Here is a 13,079-nt window from a genome sequence, read left to right on the forward strand (position 1 = left end):
CTTATGAAATCCTACGCACCTACAACTCCATCACGCAGGCACATGACTGGTATCAACTACCGGGAAGTTTTGACGCACGGTGCGAAGCCTGAAAAGAGTTTGACGCAGGGGCGTAAGCGCCATGTTGGCCGCAACAGCGCGGGCCGTATCACGGTGCGTCACAAGGGTGGTGGTCACAAGCGCGTCTATCGCATTGTTTCTTTTGCGTATGACAAGCGCGACATTCCAGGCCGCGTCGCTTCTATTGAGTATGATCCAAACCGTACCGCATTTATCGCGCTCGTTATCTACCCTGACGGTGAGAAGCGCTATGTACTCGCTGGCCGCGAGATGAAGCAAGGGTCAACTATTTTGTATTCTGAAAAAGCTCCCGTAAAGCCGGGCAACGCGACCGTGCTCTCACGCATGGTGCCGGGCACCTATGTGTACAATATCGAGTTCAAACCGGGTGGTGGCGGTCGCATGATTCGCTCAGCTGGATCGTCAGCCGAGGTTGTAGCGCAGGAAGGCCGTACCACGACTCTGAAAATGCCGTCAAAAGAAGTACGCAAGATATCTTCTGCGGTGTGGGGGACGGTTGGCGCGCTTTCAAATGAAGAGCATATGTTTATCACAATCGGCAAGGCAGGCCGCTCGCGCTGGCTTGGTATTCGCCCGACTGTTCGTGGATCAGCTATGAATCCTGTCGATCACCCGTACGGTGGTGGTGAAGGCGCACAACCGCAAGGTACGCGGCGTCCCAAGAACATGTGGGGTAAGGGTACGCGTGGTGTAAAAACTCGCAACAAGAAGAAGTACTCACAGCAGTTTATTATCAAGCGTCGTCCAACCAAGCAAAACGGTTAATCTGAAATTATGTCACGATCACTCAAAAAAGGACCCTATATCGACGCAAAACTTTTGGCCAAGGTCAAAAAACTTCCCGCGAACGCAAAGGCGACGGTTATTAAAACTTGGGCGCGTTCTTCTCAAATCTCTCCTGAGATGATTGGGAATACATTTGGCGTACATAACGGCAAAGATTTTATCAATGTCACGATTGCCGAAGAAATGGTCGGGCACCGCTTGGGTGAGTTTAGTCCTACACGCAAGTTTACCCGCCATGGCGGTAAGATGCAGAAAGAAATCGAAGCGGCAGCAAAGGTCAAAGAGCAAGATGCCGCAAAAGCTGTCAAAGCTGGTACCGCTACTAAATAATATATATGACCAAAGTTCACGCATATCTCAATTCGCTCCGCATCGCACCCCGCAAGGTGCGCTTGGTTACTGATATGGTCAAAGGTATGGATGTGCGTGTAGCCGAGGTACAACTCCGCTCGCTTCCAAAGCGCGGCGCCGAGCCGATTTTAAAATTGATCCGCAGTGCCGTTGCCAACGCTCGCCACAATGCCAAGGTTGCCGAGGCGATTCCGCTCGTCATCACTGATTTTCGTGTGGATGAAGGTCGTACGCTCAAGCGCTCGATGCCACGCGCGCGTGGACGAGCGTTTCCTATCCGCAAGCGCACGAGTCATATTTCATTAACTCTTGAAGCTCAAGAGCCAATGTCAGGAGGTAAAAAATAATATGGGACATTCAGTACATCCATACGCACATAGAGTTGGGATCCTTCGTGACTGGCGCTCACGCTGGTTTAACACGAAACAATACACTACTTTTTTGAAAGAAGATGTCACACTTCGCGAATGGTTGATGAAAAAACTTCGTGTGCAGATGATTTCTGGTATTGAGATCGAGCGCTCACGCAACGCCATGCAAGTGATTATCCGCACACCCCGCCCCGGTCTTTTGATCGGTCGTGGCGGTGAGGGGATTGAGCGTCTCAAAAAAGATATTCACAAAAAGTTTGCCATTAAAGATTTTCGCATCACGATTGAGGAAGTTCGTAATCCATTTGGTGACGCCGCATCGGTTGCGCGTCTGGTAGCACAAGACCTCGAAAAACGCCTACCGTTTCGTCGCACACTCAAGATAAACATCCAAAAGGTGATGACCTCGGGCGCGGCCAAGGGTATTCGTATCCAAGTCTCGGGCCGTCTTGATGGCTCAGAGATGGGTCGCGTCGAATGGCTTCGTGACGGATCGATTCCGTTGCAGACCATGCGTGCCGATGTAGAATTTGCCAGAGAGCGTGCCATATTGCCATATGGTACCGTCGGCATCAAAGTTTGGCTGTATAAAGGCGAGGTATTTGCCGATGATAAGAAAGGACGCAAGGAGAAATAATTATGTTAGTCCCAAAAAAGGTCAAGCATCGCAAATGGCAAAAGGGGCGCTCTCGCAAGCGCATTGTTGAGACGCGTGGCGTTAAAGTGTCTTTTGGTCAATACGGTCTCAAGGCTGACAGCGCTGCGTGGGTTAACTCGCGCCAGATCGAAGCAGCTCGCAAGGTCCTTACGCGTTGTATGCAAAAGACTGGCAAGCTCTGGATCCGCATTTTCCCTGACAAGCCAATCACGCGTCGCCCTCCGGAAGTAACTATGGGTGGCGGTAAGGGTGCGCCTGACCACTATGTGTTTCCTGTGCGTCCCGGTCGCGTACTCTTTGAGGTAGACGGCATGACCCAAGAGGCGGCACGCGAGGCGATGCGCAAGGCAGGCGCCAAATTACCCGTCAAAACCAAGTTTGTAATCCGCGGGTAAGGAGATATATATGAAAGCAAAAGAATTACGAACAAAGACTGATACTGAACTCCTCGATATTTTGAAGACAACCAATCAAAAGATCGCCGAGTCCACTTTTCACCACCTCCGCGCGCGTTCCAAGAATGTCAAAGAGGTGCGTGAATTAAAGCGAGAACGCGCACGCATTCTCACACTTATGGGAGAGAAAAAATCATGATTACCAAACACATCCAAAAATTAAAAGGTACGGTAGTCTCGGCCAAAATGCAAAAGACCGTGGTTGTTGAGGTTGCGCGTTTGAAAAAACACCCCAAATATCATAAGTTTATGCGTGTCTCAAAGCGCTATAAGGCGCATATTGAGGACAACTCTTTGAAAGAAGGGGACAAGGTCATCTTAATGCCGATTCCTCGTATGTCGCGCGACAAGCGCTGGACAGCGGTAAAGCAAACCACATAAGGAGATTCTATGGTACAACCACGATCACTATTGGTAGTAGCAGATAATACGGGTGCACGCATCATCCGTGTATTTAAGGTGCTCGGTGGTACTCGCAAGCGCTATGCGCGCATCGGCGACATTGTGGTTGCATCAGTACAGATAGCCGAACCCCGCAAACTTCTCAAGAAAAAAGAAATCGTTCGCGCGGTCATCGTGCGCCAACGCGCACCATTACGCCGCAAAGACGGCTCGTACATCCGTTTTGATGACAACGCGGCGGTGGTGATTGACGCAAAGGGCGAGCCACGAGGCGGTCGTATTTTTGGTCCTATCGCGCGCGAGTTGCGTGACCTCGGATACACCAAGATTATTTCACTTGCGGAGGAGGTACTCTAAACATATGAACACGCTCAAACTCAAAAAAGGCGATACTGTCGTCGTCATGAAAGGGAAGGACCATGGTAAAAAAGGCAAGATCCTTCGTACCTTTCCCGATCTCGAAAAAGTAGTTGTCGAAGGTGTCAACGAAAAGATGCGTCATACACGCGCCAAGCGTGGCGGGCAGAAAGGTCAGCGCGTAAAAGTCATCCATCCTGTGTGGGCGGCCAATGTACAAGTACTTTGTCCCGCATGTAGCAAGGTAACGCGCGTAGGTTTTGAATTACACGAAGGCGTAAAGTCGCGTGTATGCAAGAAATGTAAGGCAAGTCTTTCATAGGAGATTATATGAAACGAATTTCAGAAATATACAAAGAAAAAGCAATCGCGGCATTCCAAAAGGAACATGGCGTTAAGAGCGTATTTGCCGTTCCCCGTATTCTTAAAGTGATCGTAAATGCCGGTGTAGGGCGACTCAAAGATGACAAAGAGCGCGAAGACATGGCGCGTTTCTTGGAAATAGTGACCGGCCAGAAACCGCAAAAGCGTCCTGCACGCATTGCTATCGCATCATTCAAGACGCGCGTCGGCTCGCTGGTGGGCTATCGCGTGACACTGCGTGGCAAACGCATGAATGATTTTCTTGACCGTTTTGTAGGCTCAGCGATTCCTCGTATGCGCGACTTTCGCGGTATCCCGCTCTCATGTGTAGACGAGCATGGCAACTTGCATGTGGGTATTCGCGAGCACATCATTTTCCCTGAGATGATCGGTGAGGATGTGCGCCGTATCTACAGCATTCAGGTATCAGTGGTGACCAATGCAGGGTCGAAGCAAAAAGCTGAAACTCTCTTTCGTTTACTCGGGTTCCCGCTTGCTAAAAAGTAATTTTTTCAGTATACTAGAGCGACCTTATATGGCAAAAACATCAGTGCGCGTACGCGCAACACGCAAACCAAAGTTCTCGACGCGACTCGTTCGCCGATGCTTTCGTTGCGGCCGCAAGCGCGGCTATATGCGTGATTTCGATCTTTGCCGTATTTGTTTCCGCGAACTTGCCAACGAAGGCATGCTACCCGGTATTAAAAAATCATCATGGTAAGAGATCCACTTTCAGACTTTTTGGTACGCGTGGCAAACGCGCAAGCCGTTGGCAAAGAATCAACGCTTGTTCCGTATTCAAAATTTTTGTGGGAGGTCTCAAAAATTCTCGAGCAATCTTTCTATATTAAAAAGATCGACCGAAGAGGCAAGCGCGCAAAGCGTTTTATCGAAGTAACTTTGGCATACAATCCAGAAGGTGAGGGTCGCATTGATGGCATGCGCCGTATCTCAAAGCTCTCACGCCGTGTGTATCGTGGTGCCGGCGAGATCCATTCGATTAAACACGGGTATGGTGCACAAATTATCTCAACCTCAAAAGGGTTGATGACTGACAAAGAGGCGCGTAAGGCTCGTGTCGGTGGCGAAGTATTATTTGAAGTTTGGTAACTATTATGAGTCGTATCGGCAAACAACCCGTAGTACTTCCTGAAGGTGTGACCATCGCGGTCAGCGCTGGTTTTGTGGAAGTCAAAGGACCCAAGGGTGCGCTCGGGCGCGCACTTCCTTTTGATATTGGTGTCACCGAAGAAAACAAAATCGTGACGGTCTCGCCATTGCACCAAACGCGCGACGCGCTCAAGCTCTGGGGTACGATGCGCGCGCATATCGCCAATATGGTAAAAGGTGTGACGGTCGGTTACGATATCAAGCTTGAGATTGAAGGTGTAGGATATCGCGCGACGCAAAAAGGTAAAGATGTAGAATTAGCTCTCGGGTTTTCCCACCCCGTTCTTTTTCCGGCACCAGACGGCGTTGATCTCAAAGTTGAGAAAAACACCATTTTGGTGTCAGGTATTTCAAAGGACGCAGTAGGAAAGGCCGCAGCAGAGATTCGTGCGCTCAAGAAGCCGGAGCCTTATAAGGGCAAAGGCATTCGCTACGCGGGCGAAGTCGTGCGCAGAAAAGCGGGTAAGAAGGCATCGACAGGTGCATAATCTATGAAACAGACACCCAAACAACGCATTGCCAATCGCCACCGCCGCGTACGCGCGAAGGTATCAGGAACTGACGCTCGTCCGCGCCTTGCTCTTTCTCGTTCTTCTCGCTATCTTCAGGTGCAGATCATCGACGACAAAAAAGGTCAGACGCTCGTCGGTCTTTCTGACATGGCGATGAAGATCAAAGGCACCAAGCAGGATCGCGCAAAAGCTCTCGGTAAACTTATGGCAGAGAAGGCCAAGGTCAAGGGTATTTCCAAAGTAGTATTTGATCGCGGAGGTTATCAGTATCATGGGCGTGTTCGCGCGTTTGCCGAAGCGGCTCGCGCGGGAGGATTAGAATTTTAATTATATGTCACCACAACCACAACAACGGTCCGGAGGACGACCACCAAACCGACCACGCCGAGAGCGTCCCGTAGAAGAGGGGCATCATCGCCTTATCGATCTTCGTCGTGTAGCGCGTGTTATGAAAGGCGGTCGCCGCTTTAGTTTTCGCGCGACTGTTGTCTACGGTGATAAGCTCGGTCGCGTAGGCGTCGGTGTTGCCAAAGGCAACGATACGGCGAAATCAATCGAGAAGGCACTTCGCGTCGCTCGCGCATCGGTTATTGTCGTACCAATCACCAAATCAAAATCAATTCCATACGAGGTGGAGGCAAAGCTTGGTGCGACGCGGTTGCTTCTCAAACCTGCACGAGAGGGTCGCGGGTTGGTAGCAGGCGGCCCTATCCGGACGGTGCTTGATTTTGCCGGTATTGAGAATGCGAGCGCGAAACTGTTGTCGCGCACGACCAATAAGCTTAACAATGCGCGAGCTGCCATTTTGGCACTCAAACAATTACGACCATATGCAATTACACAGCGTAAAAACGGCTAACCCCCGTAAAAAAGCAGTACGCATCGGACGCGGCGGTAAGCGCGGTAGTTTTTCCGGCCGTGGTATCAAGGGTCAGAAAGCGCGCGCTGGTCGCCGCATTCGCCCTGAGATGCGCGATGTCATCATGAAGATTCCAAAGCGCCGAGGTCACGCCGTGTACTTTATCCCGCGCATGCGGATCTCTATCAAACTTTCAGCTATCGCAAAGAAGTTTGGCAAGGGCGAGACTATCACTCCCAAAGAGCTCTACAAAAGAGATCTTATCAAGCGCATAGGTGGCAAGATTCCCGCTATCAAAATCGTAGGCCCTGGTACTATTTCAGCGTTCACAATTAAAGGCTGCGAAATATCAGCTAATCTTCAAAAATAACTATGGCAAATATGTGGCAGGCACTCAAAGACAAGGATTTACGCAGACGCATCCTCGTCGTGCTCGGATTTTTGGCTTTCTTTCGCTTTCTCGCCATTATTCCTATACCAGCTTTTGATCCACGGATTCGACGCGACCTCTCTGATAGTAACTTTTTAGGTCTTCTCAATATTTTTTCCGGAGGCGCACTCGACAATGTCTCGATTGTGATGCTTGGCGTCGGGCCCTATATCACCGCGTCTATCATCATGCAGCTTTTCACTATGATCTTTCCTTCACTCAAAGAGATGTATCAAGAAGACGGGGAGGCAGGCCGCAAAAGGTTCAATCAGTATTCGCGCCTGCTTGCGGTTCCTCTCGCGTTTCTCCAAGGATACGCGCTTTTGGCGCTTTTGGTACAGCAAAATCAGATTGGTCAGCTGGGTGGTTTTGATTTGTTTACCAATTTGATAGTGGTTACCGGAGGCGCAATCTTTCTTATGTGGATTGGCGAGGTGGTATCCGAATATGGCATCGGCAACGGTATCTCACTTTTGATTTTTGCTGGTATCGTAGCAGGCGTCCCCTCGAGTATTGGGCAGACACTTTTTGCCTATGATGCTTCACAATTACCGACTATCCTCGCGTTTTTGATTGCAGCACCCCTCATCATCGCGGGCACTGTTATCATTACCGAGGCAGAACGACCGATCCCAATCTCGTATACCAAGCGTGTGCGCGGCATGAAGATGTATGGTGGTGTTTCGACCTATCTTCCACTTCGTGTAAACCAAGCTGGCGTAATTCCAATCATTTTCGCGATCTCGATTTTACTTTTCCCGTCACTCATCGGTCAGATGTTTGCATCGTCAAAATATCCGGCGATCGCGAGTGCGGGAGCCACAATCTTGAACATTGCAAGCAATCAATGGATTTATGGGGGCGTGTATTTCTTGCTGGTATTTTTGTTTACTTACTTCTATACATCGGTGACATTTGATCCTGACGCCATTTCTTCAAACTTGCAAAAACAAGGCGGGTTCATTCCCGGCATTCGTCCTGGTCCTTCAACCTCTGACTACCTTCGCAAACTCATTACACGCATCACGCTTGTCGGCGCACTTTTCTTGGGCGCTATCGCGGTTTTGCCGCTCGCCATGCAAACGATCACCGGTACGCAAGCGCTCGCTCTTGGTGGTACCGCGCTCCTCATCGTAGTCTCGGTGGTTATTGAAACCATCAAGCAAGTGCGCGCGCAGATGACTCTTCGAGAATACGACTAGATGCCGTTAAAAACGAGTTCCCATCATTAGTAGAATTCGTTTTTTAAGGGTACTATTGTGATATGAGTAAAGGTGCGGAGCGGGCAATCTTGTTAAGTATAGGCATTCTTGCAACCCTCAGCGTTTCTTTTTGGATGGGGTTGTTCGCTAGTATCATCCCGATTGGCACTTCTTTCGGAATATACTTTGCAAGTAAGGCGTCTCAGTCAAAAGAAAATCCTCAACGAATAAAATATATCGTGCTATTTATTCTTTCCTTGTTATTCATGGTATTGGGCGTAGTGTTCATTGATATGTATATTGATACTAATTTTTTAGGACGCAACTTCCCTTGACAAAAGATTATCTTAAGATAAACTTTGTGTATGAAAACAAATATTGTGGGGTTTAAGGAGTTACGAGAAGATGCTGATAAATACATCGCTCAAGTTCAAAAGGGGCGATCTTTTGTGGTAGTTCGCCGCTCAAAGCCTATTTTTAAAATGGTTCCTGTTGATGAATGGGGCGATGAAGGTGTGTGGGAGACAGTCGCTGATTTCCGCACGCTTCATCCAAAAGGCGTTCCCGCAACCGATGTATTGAGAGTGTTGAAGAAGCTTCGTGGATAAGATTGAAAAGTTTCTACGAAAACTTTCCCAAAAAGAGCGGGAAGTTGTCAATCATATCATCGAAAAAGTGTTATCAAACGATACTCGTGATCTTGATGTAAAGAAACTGAAAGATGAATACAAGCTTTTTCGTGTACGAAAGGGAAATATCCGTATAGTATTTTTTCAAGACGATTCCGTCACGCGCATCGTGTATATTAGGCGTCGTGGCGAGAAGACCTACAATTTGTGAAAATACGAGAGCATGCAATACTAGAGGCATGACCCCGCCCCGCCCTGCTGTTATCATCTTCATCGGCCCGCCGGGAGCTGGCAAAGGCACACAGGCGACACTTTTTTCTGAATCAAAACCCGGATATCGTCATTTTGACACGGGTCGCGCGATTGAGCGCGCGCTCTATGATCCAAGGCGAAAAGATGAACCCGAGATACAGCTCGAGCGTGAACGCTTTGAAAAAGGGCTTCTGACAGGTTCGCATTTCAAGATGCAGATCATTACTGACGGTATCCAAAAAATAGCACACGAAGGATTCGGTATCATTTTGTCAGGATCTCCGCGCACGAGAGACGAGGCGGAATTTATCATCCCATTTTTATCAAATCTCTACGGCGATGGGGCTCTGGTGATCGTGCATATCGATGTGCCGGCAGAAGTTTCCATCAATCGTAATTCACGCCGCCGTGTGTGCAAAAAATGTGGTCAGCCACTCATCTCAAATCCTGAAAATGACGCGATGGATTTTTGCCCCGTGTGCGGAGGCGAACTTATGAAGAGAGTGCTCGACAAAGAAGATATCATAGAAAAGCGTCTTATCGAGTATATGCGTCACACCAAGGAAATTATCCCCTATGCAGTAGCGCTTGGTGTACAGGTTCTTGATGTATCTGGCGAAGGGACGCCCGAAGAGATTTGCGAGCGTGTGCAGAAAAAGATTGCAAGTATCAATACATGAAAATAAAAAATGATGCACAACTCGCGAGTCTTCGAGAAGGTGGTAAGCGCCTTGCCGCGGTTCTTTTAGCCGTGCGTGATCGGGTAGCGCCCGGTGTTACTACTGGTGCGCTTGATTGTCTTGCTGAAGAGTTAATAAAAAAATCAGGAGGGACGCCATCGTTTAAAAACTATCAAACCGAAGGGACAAAGATGAAATACCCCGCGACGCTTTGCGTATCAGTAAACGATGAGGTGGTGCACGGGATTCCGGGCGAGCGGATTTTAGTAGAGGGTGATATTGTAGGTCTTGATATTGGTATGCAGTACGAGGGCATTTTTACTGACACGGCGATTACGGTACCCGTTGGCAATATCTCTGACGACAAAAAGAAATTGATCGAGGTTACTCGCCGCGCCCTCGAGCTTGGTATCGGTGTCGTGCATGATGGCGCGCATATCGGTGACATTGGTGAAGCAGTACAAACCTATGTAGAAGGTGAGGGATTTGGCGTGGTACATGAACTTGTAGGACATGGTGTGGGTGATAAGGTACACGAAGACCCTGAAATCCCCAATTGGGGTGAGCGTGGCACACGCGAAGTTTTATCAGAAGGCATGGTCATCGCGCTCGAACCCATGGTGACTTTGGGTTCGCCAAAAATCAAAGTGAGCAAAGACGGTTGGGTGTGGTCAACACGCGACAAAAAGCCCGCCGCACATTTTGAACACACTATTTTAGTAACCAAAAACGGCGCCGAGATTATCACTATTATTTAGGTGTTTGTGTTACGATTAGATCAATGAAAAGTAGAGTGAGGGGGTCACTTCTTTTTGGGTGCTTCGGTCTTCTGTCCGGGCTGATCTCGTCGGTTGGGCTGGTAGTTTTGAATCTGGATATATTTAAAAGCTTGGATTGGGCAGATCTATATCCTATTTATGTTCCAGGGTTTATATTCGGTATCGTAATGGCGATGCCATTTTTATTATATAAGAGACGATTCAATGCCCGCTCCATCATCCTTTGGATTATTGGTTCCGGGGGTGCATACATGATCGCTTATTGTTCTGTCATTTTGCTTTATTTTGCGGAAATTCCTCTTTCGTTGATTATGTTTTTTATTGCAGGTTGTGTTGGGGCAATGTTCATGTTGACCGCATTCTCATACTGTCTTGTAAAAATAAGACCGATCCCATTTTTATTACTCACTACTCTTGGCGGAGTTCTTGCGCTTTCTTTTTTGACTGATATTCATATTCTTTTCCTAAAAAGTGTCTTCTCCGAATACGGTGTACTTTACATTGTTTGGCAAACAGGGATGGCATCGGCAATTGGCTGGACTATTTGTCCTAGTGAAAATGCTCAAGTAAAAAATGGTTGATCATGACTCGTTTTCTCGGTATTGATTATGGTGGGAAGCGCGTAGGACTCGCGCTTTCTGATGATGCGGGCACGATGGCGTTTCCGCATAAAATCATTGAAAATACCAAGCGGCTCGTAGATGATATTGGTGATTTAGTAAAAAAAGAAGAGATTGCATGCATTGTAGTGGGCTTACCGCGTGCTCTCGGTGATATGCACGATACTGATATGACTGCCACGGTGCGCGCGTTTGCAAAAGATCTCGAATCGCTCGGTTTGCCTGTCGAGCTTGAAGATGAATTTTTGTCGTCGAGTGAGGTAACGCGGCAGGGGGGTACCAAGGGCGCGATTGACGCGTCAGCGGCCGCCATTATCCTCCAAAGCTACTTGGAGCGGCGAAAAAATATGCTACTATAAGGGACATGGAGCCCTATCTTTCAGTTATTATACCCGCATACAACGAAGAAAAACGCATTGGCATTACTCTTGCAGCTATAGAAAAGTGGCTCAAAGCGCAGTCATTTTCTTGGGAGGTTATTATTGCTATTGATGGCGCAAAAGACGGCACTGCTGGTGTGGCACAGACGTTCGCGTTGGGCAAAGACAATGTTCGCGTCATTGATCGTAAGCAAAATCGCGGCAAGGGGTATACGGTGCGCGAGGGGATGCTCGCCGCCCGCGGGCAAGTTCGTCTTTTTACCGACGCTGACAATTCGACCGACATCGGGCATTTTGCCAAGATGAAGCCACTCTTTGATGCCGGCAAAGATATCGTTATCTGCTCGCGTGATGCCAAAGACGCGCCAGGCGCGAGGCAAGCCGTACCCCAACCGTTTGCAAAACGCATGATGGGCGATTTGGGCAATCTCTTTATTCAGATTGTTGCTGTCTATGGCATTTGGGACACCCAGTGCGGGTTTAAGGCATTTAATAAAAAAGCAGCAGAGAAAATTTTTACCGTTTCTAAAATTGACAGGTGGGGGTTTGATATTGAGGCGCTCGCACTTGCGCGGCATTTTAGTTTTTCGATCGCTATTGTTGATGCGTATTGGGTCAATGACACGGCGAGCCATGTAAAACTTTCAGGATACATCGGCGTACTGTGGGAGACGGTCAAGATTCGGTGGGGGCTTATCACGAGACAGTACGACAAATAATCTTTATGAATCAGTCTTCAGAACTCCGGCAAAATCCTGTGAGCGGAGACTGGGTGCTCGTAGCTCCTGGTCGCGCGCATAGACCCAACCAATTCAATCTTGATATTGGCAAACCAACGCCAAAAAAAGATTGTCCCTTTGAAGATCCGCAAAAAGCAGACAATGGCGAACCACTTATATGGTATGGGCAGGACGGTGAGCGCGGGGAGGGATCAATAGCAAAAACATGGGCACTGCAGGTGATCCCCAATAAATATCCGTTGGTTACCAAACATCATGGTATCTGCCCTGTGCCGCCCGGTGAAGGACTTGTACGCAATATGTTAGCGGTCGGTTTTCATGAAGTAGTAATCCCACGCGATCACAATACTTTTTTGGCGGACATGAAACCAGAACAAGCAGAGCTCATGGTGCGCGCGTATCAAGATAGAATCTTGGCGCACAAAGATGAAGACTGTTTGAATTATGTTTTAGTGTTTCATAATCATGGGGCGGCATCGGGCGCATCCATTTGGCATCCGCATTCGCAGATTTTGGCGTTGCCGTTTGTACCACATGATGTGTTGCGGTCAATCGAAGGATCCCGCGCGTGGTTTGAGAAAAAAGCTACCTGCGTGCATTGCGAGATTATTGAAGCAGAAGAAGTTTCCGGCGAGCGCCTCGTGTATCGCAACAACGAGTTCGTGGTGATGACACCCTATGCGCCACACGCGTCTTTCGAGCTTCGCATTTTTCCTCGAGCGCACAATTCACATTTTGAAGAAATAACCGAAGAACAGCGGCTCTATCTTGCCGACGCGCTCACCGCGGCGCTTCGCCGTCTCAAAAAAGTCATCGGCGATGCGTCGTACAATTTTTTTATTCATACCGCTCCTGTCGACAGGCAAGATTATCGTTACTATCACTGGCATGTCGAAATATTTCCCAAGACATCTACACTCGGTGGGGTAGAACATGGCGCTGGCATCCGTGTAGTCGAGGTTTCACCCGAGGCGGCGGCGGAATATTTACGGGCGGCATAAT

The 13,079-nt window shown here is 48.6% G+C and carries 26 protein-coding genes; all 26 read left to right on the top strand.

The genetic code is table 11. The features are described from left to right. Positions 1–3 precede the first annotated feature (3 nt). The 26 genes from rplB to galT all read left to right on the top strand — a co-directional run bounded on the left by rplB (position 4) and on the right by galT (position 13,078). Positions 4–846 carry a 50S ribosomal protein L2 gene (gene rplB, locus AAB417_00860; GenBank protein ID MEK7630567.1) on the top strand — a complete coding sequence of 281 codons (843 nt, stop codon included), beginning with the start codon at positions 4–6 and terminating at the stop codon, positions 844–846. Between the two features lie 9 nt (positions 847–855). Beyond that, the gene (gene rpsS / locus AAB417_00865) at positions 856–1,197 is read left to right on the top strand and encodes a 30S ribosomal protein S19 (protein ID MEK7630568.1); all 342 of its coding nucleotides are present in this window, start codon (positions 856–858) and stop codon (positions 1,195–1,197) included. 5 nt (positions 1,198–1,202) lie between these two features. Continuing rightward, a complete protein-coding gene (gene rplV, locus AAB417_00870; GenBank protein MEK7630569.1) occupies positions 1,203–1,565 on the top strand; it encodes a 50S ribosomal protein L22 in 363 nt (120 codons plus the stop codon). A gap of 1 nt (position 1,566) precedes the next feature. Next, complete coding sequence (gene rpsC, locus AAB417_00875) at positions 1,567–2,226, top strand: 30S ribosomal protein S3 (protein ID MEK7630570.1); 660 nt, start codon at positions 1,567–1,569, stop codon at positions 2,224–2,226. 2 nt (positions 2,227–2,228) lie between these two features. Further along, positions 2,229–2,642 carry a 50S ribosomal protein L16 gene (gene rplP / locus AAB417_00880; GenBank protein ID MEK7630571.1) on the top strand — a complete coding sequence of 138 codons (414 nt, stop codon included), beginning with the start codon at positions 2,229–2,231 and terminating at the stop codon, positions 2,640–2,642. A 10-nt stretch (positions 2,643–2,652) separates the two neighbouring features. After that, on the top strand, positions 2,653–2,841 hold the full coding sequence (rpmC, locus tag AAB417_00885) for a 50S ribosomal protein L29 (protein MEK7630572.1): 189 nt from the start codon (positions 2,653–2,655) through the stop codon (positions 2,839–2,841). Then, complete coding sequence (rpsQ, locus tag AAB417_00890; GenBank protein ID MEK7630573.1) at positions 2,838–3,083, top strand: 30S ribosomal protein S17; 246 nt, start codon at positions 2,838–2,840, stop codon at positions 3,081–3,083. The genes rpmC and rpsQ overlap by 4 nt, the downstream gene beginning before the upstream one ends. A 9-nt stretch (positions 3,084–3,092) precedes the next feature. Further along, positions 3,093–3,461 (top strand): 50S ribosomal protein L14, encoded by a 369-nt coding sequence (rplN, locus tag AAB417_00895; protein MEK7630574.1) that lies wholly within the window; start codon positions 3,093–3,095, stop codon positions 3,459–3,461. Between the two features lie 4 nt (positions 3,462–3,465). Continuing rightward, positions 3,466–3,783: a 50S ribosomal protein L24 gene (rplX, locus tag AAB417_00900; protein ID MEK7630575.1), complete on the top strand. Its 318-nt coding sequence runs from the start codon at positions 3,466–3,468 to the stop codon at positions 3,781–3,783. 8 nt (positions 3,784–3,791) lie between these two features. Then, entirely contained in the window at positions 3,792–4,331 is a 540-nt protein-coding gene (gene rplE / locus AAB417_00905; protein ID MEK7630576.1) for a 50S ribosomal protein L5, read from the top strand. A gap of 28 nt (positions 4,332–4,359) precedes the next feature. Further along, positions 4,360–4,545: a type Z 30S ribosomal protein S14 gene (locus AAB417_00910; GenBank protein MEK7630577.1), complete on the top strand. Its 186-nt coding sequence runs from the start codon at positions 4,360–4,362 to the stop codon at positions 4,543–4,545. Beyond that, positions 4,539–4,934 (top strand): 30S ribosomal protein S8, encoded by a 396-nt coding sequence (gene rpsH / locus AAB417_00915; GenBank protein MEK7630578.1) that lies wholly within the window; start codon positions 4,539–4,541, stop codon positions 4,932–4,934. The genes AAB417_00910 and rpsH overlap by 7 nt, the downstream gene beginning before the upstream one ends. Beyond that, positions 4,928–5,482 carry a 50S ribosomal protein L6 gene (gene rplF, locus AAB417_00920; protein ID MEK7630579.1) on the top strand — a complete coding sequence of 185 codons (555 nt, stop codon included), beginning with the start codon at positions 4,928–4,930 and terminating at the stop codon, positions 5,480–5,482. Before rpsH ends, rplF begins: the two co-directional genes overlap by 7 nt. 3 nt (positions 5,483–5,485) lie before the next feature. After that, positions 5,486–5,833: a 50S ribosomal protein L18 gene (gene rplR / locus AAB417_00925; protein MEK7630580.1), complete on the top strand. Its 348-nt coding sequence runs from the start codon at positions 5,486–5,488 to the stop codon at positions 5,831–5,833. 4 nt (positions 5,834–5,837) lie between these two features. After that, positions 5,838–6,365, top strand: coding sequence for a 30S ribosomal protein S5 (locus tag AAB417_00930; GenBank protein MEK7630581.1), 528 nt, complete (start codon positions 5,838–5,840; stop codon positions 6,363–6,365). Further along, entirely contained in the window at positions 6,337–6,735 is a 399-nt protein-coding gene (locus AAB417_00935) for an uL15 family ribosomal protein (protein ID MEK7630582.1), read from the top strand. Before AAB417_00930 ends, AAB417_00935 begins: the two co-directional genes overlap by 29 nt. Positions 6,736–6,737: 2 nt before the next feature. Further along, positions 6,738–7,997, top strand: a complete 1,260-nt coding sequence (secY, locus tag AAB417_00940) for a preprotein translocase subunit SecY (protein MEK7630583.1) — start codon at positions 6,738–6,740, stop codon at positions 7,995–7,997. Between the two features lie 62 nt (positions 7,998–8,059). Continuing rightward, a complete protein-coding gene (locus tag AAB417_00945) occupies positions 8,060–8,332 on the top strand; it encodes a hypothetical protein (protein ID MEK7630584.1) in 273 nt (90 codons plus the stop codon). Between the two features lie 30 nt (positions 8,333–8,362). After that, on the top strand, positions 8,363–8,605 hold the full coding sequence (locus AAB417_00950; GenBank protein ID MEK7630585.1) for a type II toxin-antitoxin system prevent-host-death family antitoxin: 243 nt from the start codon (positions 8,363–8,365) through the stop codon (positions 8,603–8,605). Next, the gene (locus AAB417_00955; GenBank protein MEK7630586.1) at positions 8,598–8,837 is read left to right on the top strand and encodes a hypothetical protein; all 240 of its coding nucleotides are present in this window, start codon (positions 8,598–8,600) and stop codon (positions 8,835–8,837) included. Before AAB417_00950 ends, AAB417_00955 begins: the two co-directional genes overlap by 8 nt. Before the next feature lie 28 nt (positions 8,838–8,865). Continuing rightward, on the top strand, positions 8,866–9,558 hold the full coding sequence (locus AAB417_00960) for a nucleoside monophosphate kinase (GenBank protein MEK7630587.1): 693 nt from the start codon (positions 8,866–8,868) through the stop codon (positions 9,556–9,558). Continuing rightward, a complete protein-coding gene (gene map / locus AAB417_00965; protein MEK7630588.1) occupies positions 9,555–10,316 on the top strand; it encodes a type I methionyl aminopeptidase in 762 nt (253 codons plus the stop codon). Before AAB417_00960 ends, map begins: the two co-directional genes overlap by 4 nt. Positions 10,317–10,447: 131 nt before the next feature. Beyond that, positions 10,448–10,918 (top strand): hypothetical protein, encoded by a 471-nt coding sequence (locus AAB417_00970; GenBank protein MEK7630589.1) that lies wholly within the window; start codon positions 10,448–10,450, stop codon positions 10,916–10,918. A gap of 2 nt (positions 10,919–10,920) precedes the next feature. Further along, on the top strand, positions 10,921–11,316 hold the full coding sequence (ruvX, locus tag AAB417_00975; protein MEK7630590.1) for a Holliday junction resolvase RuvX: 396 nt from the start codon (positions 10,921–10,923) through the stop codon (positions 11,314–11,316). 5 nt (positions 11,317–11,321) lie between these two features. Further along, a complete protein-coding gene (locus AAB417_00980) occupies positions 11,322–12,056 on the top strand; it encodes a dolichyl-phosphate beta-glucosyltransferase (protein ID MEK7630591.1) in 735 nt (244 codons plus the stop codon). 5 nt (positions 12,057–12,061) lie between these two features. Beyond that, entirely contained in the window at positions 12,062–13,078 is a 1,017-nt protein-coding gene (galT, locus tag AAB417_00985; GenBank protein ID MEK7630592.1) for a galactose-1-phosphate uridylyltransferase, read from the top strand. The last annotated feature ends 1 nt before the right edge of the window (position 13,079 follow it).

It is taken from the genome of Patescibacteria group bacterium (assembly GCA_038064855.1).
Taxonomy (GTDB): domain Bacteria; phylum Patescibacteriota; class Minisyncoccia; order Ryanbacterales; family GWA2-47-10b; genus SICQ01.

Excerpts from the sequence above, each read along its gene's own strand:
- AAB417_00950 (MEK7630585.1), top strand. The coding sequence starts at position 8,363 with ATGAAAACAAATATTGTGGGGTTTAAGGAGTTACGAGAAGATGCTGAT.
- rpsQ (MEK7630573.1), top strand. The coding sequence starts at position 2,838 with ATGATTACCAAACACATCCAAAAATTAAAAGGTACGGTAGTCTCGGCC.
- AAB417_00960 (MEK7630587.1), top strand. The coding sequence starts at position 8,866 with ATGACCCCGCCCCGCCCTGCTGTTATCATCTTCATCGGCCCGCCGGGA.
- rpsS (MEK7630568.1), top strand. The coding sequence starts at position 856 with ATGTCACGATCACTCAAAAAAGGACCCTATATCGACGCAAAACTTTTG.
- rplB (MEK7630567.1), top strand. The coding sequence starts at position 4 with ATGAAATCCTACGCACCTACAACTCCATCACGCAGGCACATGACTGGT.
- secY (MEK7630583.1), top strand. The coding sequence starts at position 6,738 with ATGGCAAATATGTGGCAGGCACTCAAAGACAAGGATTTACGCAGACGC.
- rplE (MEK7630576.1), top strand. The coding sequence starts at position 3,792 with ATGAAACGAATTTCAGAAATATACAAAGAAAAAGCAATCGCGGCATTC.
- AAB417_00910 (MEK7630577.1), top strand. The coding sequence starts at position 4,360 with ATGGCAAAAACATCAGTGCGCGTACGCGCAACACGCAAACCAAAGTTC.
- rplR (MEK7630580.1), top strand. The coding sequence starts at position 5,486 with ATGAAACAGACACCCAAACAACGCATTGCCAATCGCCACCGCCGCGTA.
- ruvX (MEK7630590.1), top strand. The coding sequence starts at position 10,921 with ATGACTCGTTTTCTCGGTATTGATTATGGTGGGAAGCGCGTAGGACTC.
- rplV (MEK7630569.1), top strand. The coding sequence starts at position 1,203 with ATGACCAAAGTTCACGCATATCTCAATTCGCTCCGCATCGCACCCCGC.
- rplP (MEK7630571.1), top strand. The coding sequence starts at position 2,229 with ATGTTAGTCCCAAAAAAGGTCAAGCATCGCAAATGGCAAAAGGGGCGC.
- rpsH (MEK7630578.1), top strand. The coding sequence starts at position 4,539 with ATGGTAAGAGATCCACTTTCAGACTTTTTGGTACGCGTGGCAAACGCG.
- AAB417_00935 (MEK7630582.1), top strand. The coding sequence starts at position 6,337 with ATGCAATTACACAGCGTAAAAACGGCTAACCCCCGTAAAAAAGCAGTA.
- rplN (MEK7630574.1), top strand. The coding sequence starts at position 3,093 with ATGGTACAACCACGATCACTATTGGTAGTAGCAGATAATACGGGTGCA.
- rplX (MEK7630575.1), top strand. The coding sequence starts at position 3,466 with ATGAACACGCTCAAACTCAAAAAAGGCGATACTGTCGTCGTCATGAAA.
- galT (MEK7630592.1), top strand. The coding sequence starts at position 12,062 with ATGAATCAGTCTTCAGAACTCCGGCAAAATCCTGTGAGCGGAGACTGG.
- AAB417_00980 (MEK7630591.1), top strand. The coding sequence starts at position 11,322 with ATGGAGCCCTATCTTTCAGTTATTATACCCGCATACAACGAAGAAAAA.
- rpsC (MEK7630570.1), top strand. The coding sequence starts at position 1,567 with ATGGGACATTCAGTACATCCATACGCACATAGAGTTGGGATCCTTCGT.
- map (MEK7630588.1), top strand. The coding sequence starts at position 9,555 with ATGAAAATAAAAAATGATGCACAACTCGCGAGTCTTCGAGAAGGTGGT.
- rpmC (MEK7630572.1), top strand. The coding sequence starts at position 2,653 with ATGAAAGCAAAAGAATTACGAACAAAGACTGATACTGAACTCCTCGAT.
- AAB417_00945 (MEK7630584.1), top strand. The coding sequence starts at position 8,060 with ATGAGTAAAGGTGCGGAGCGGGCAATCTTGTTAAGTATAGGCATTCTT.
- AAB417_00930 (MEK7630581.1), top strand. The coding sequence starts at position 5,838 with ATGTCACCACAACCACAACAACGGTCCGGAGGACGACCACCAAACCGA.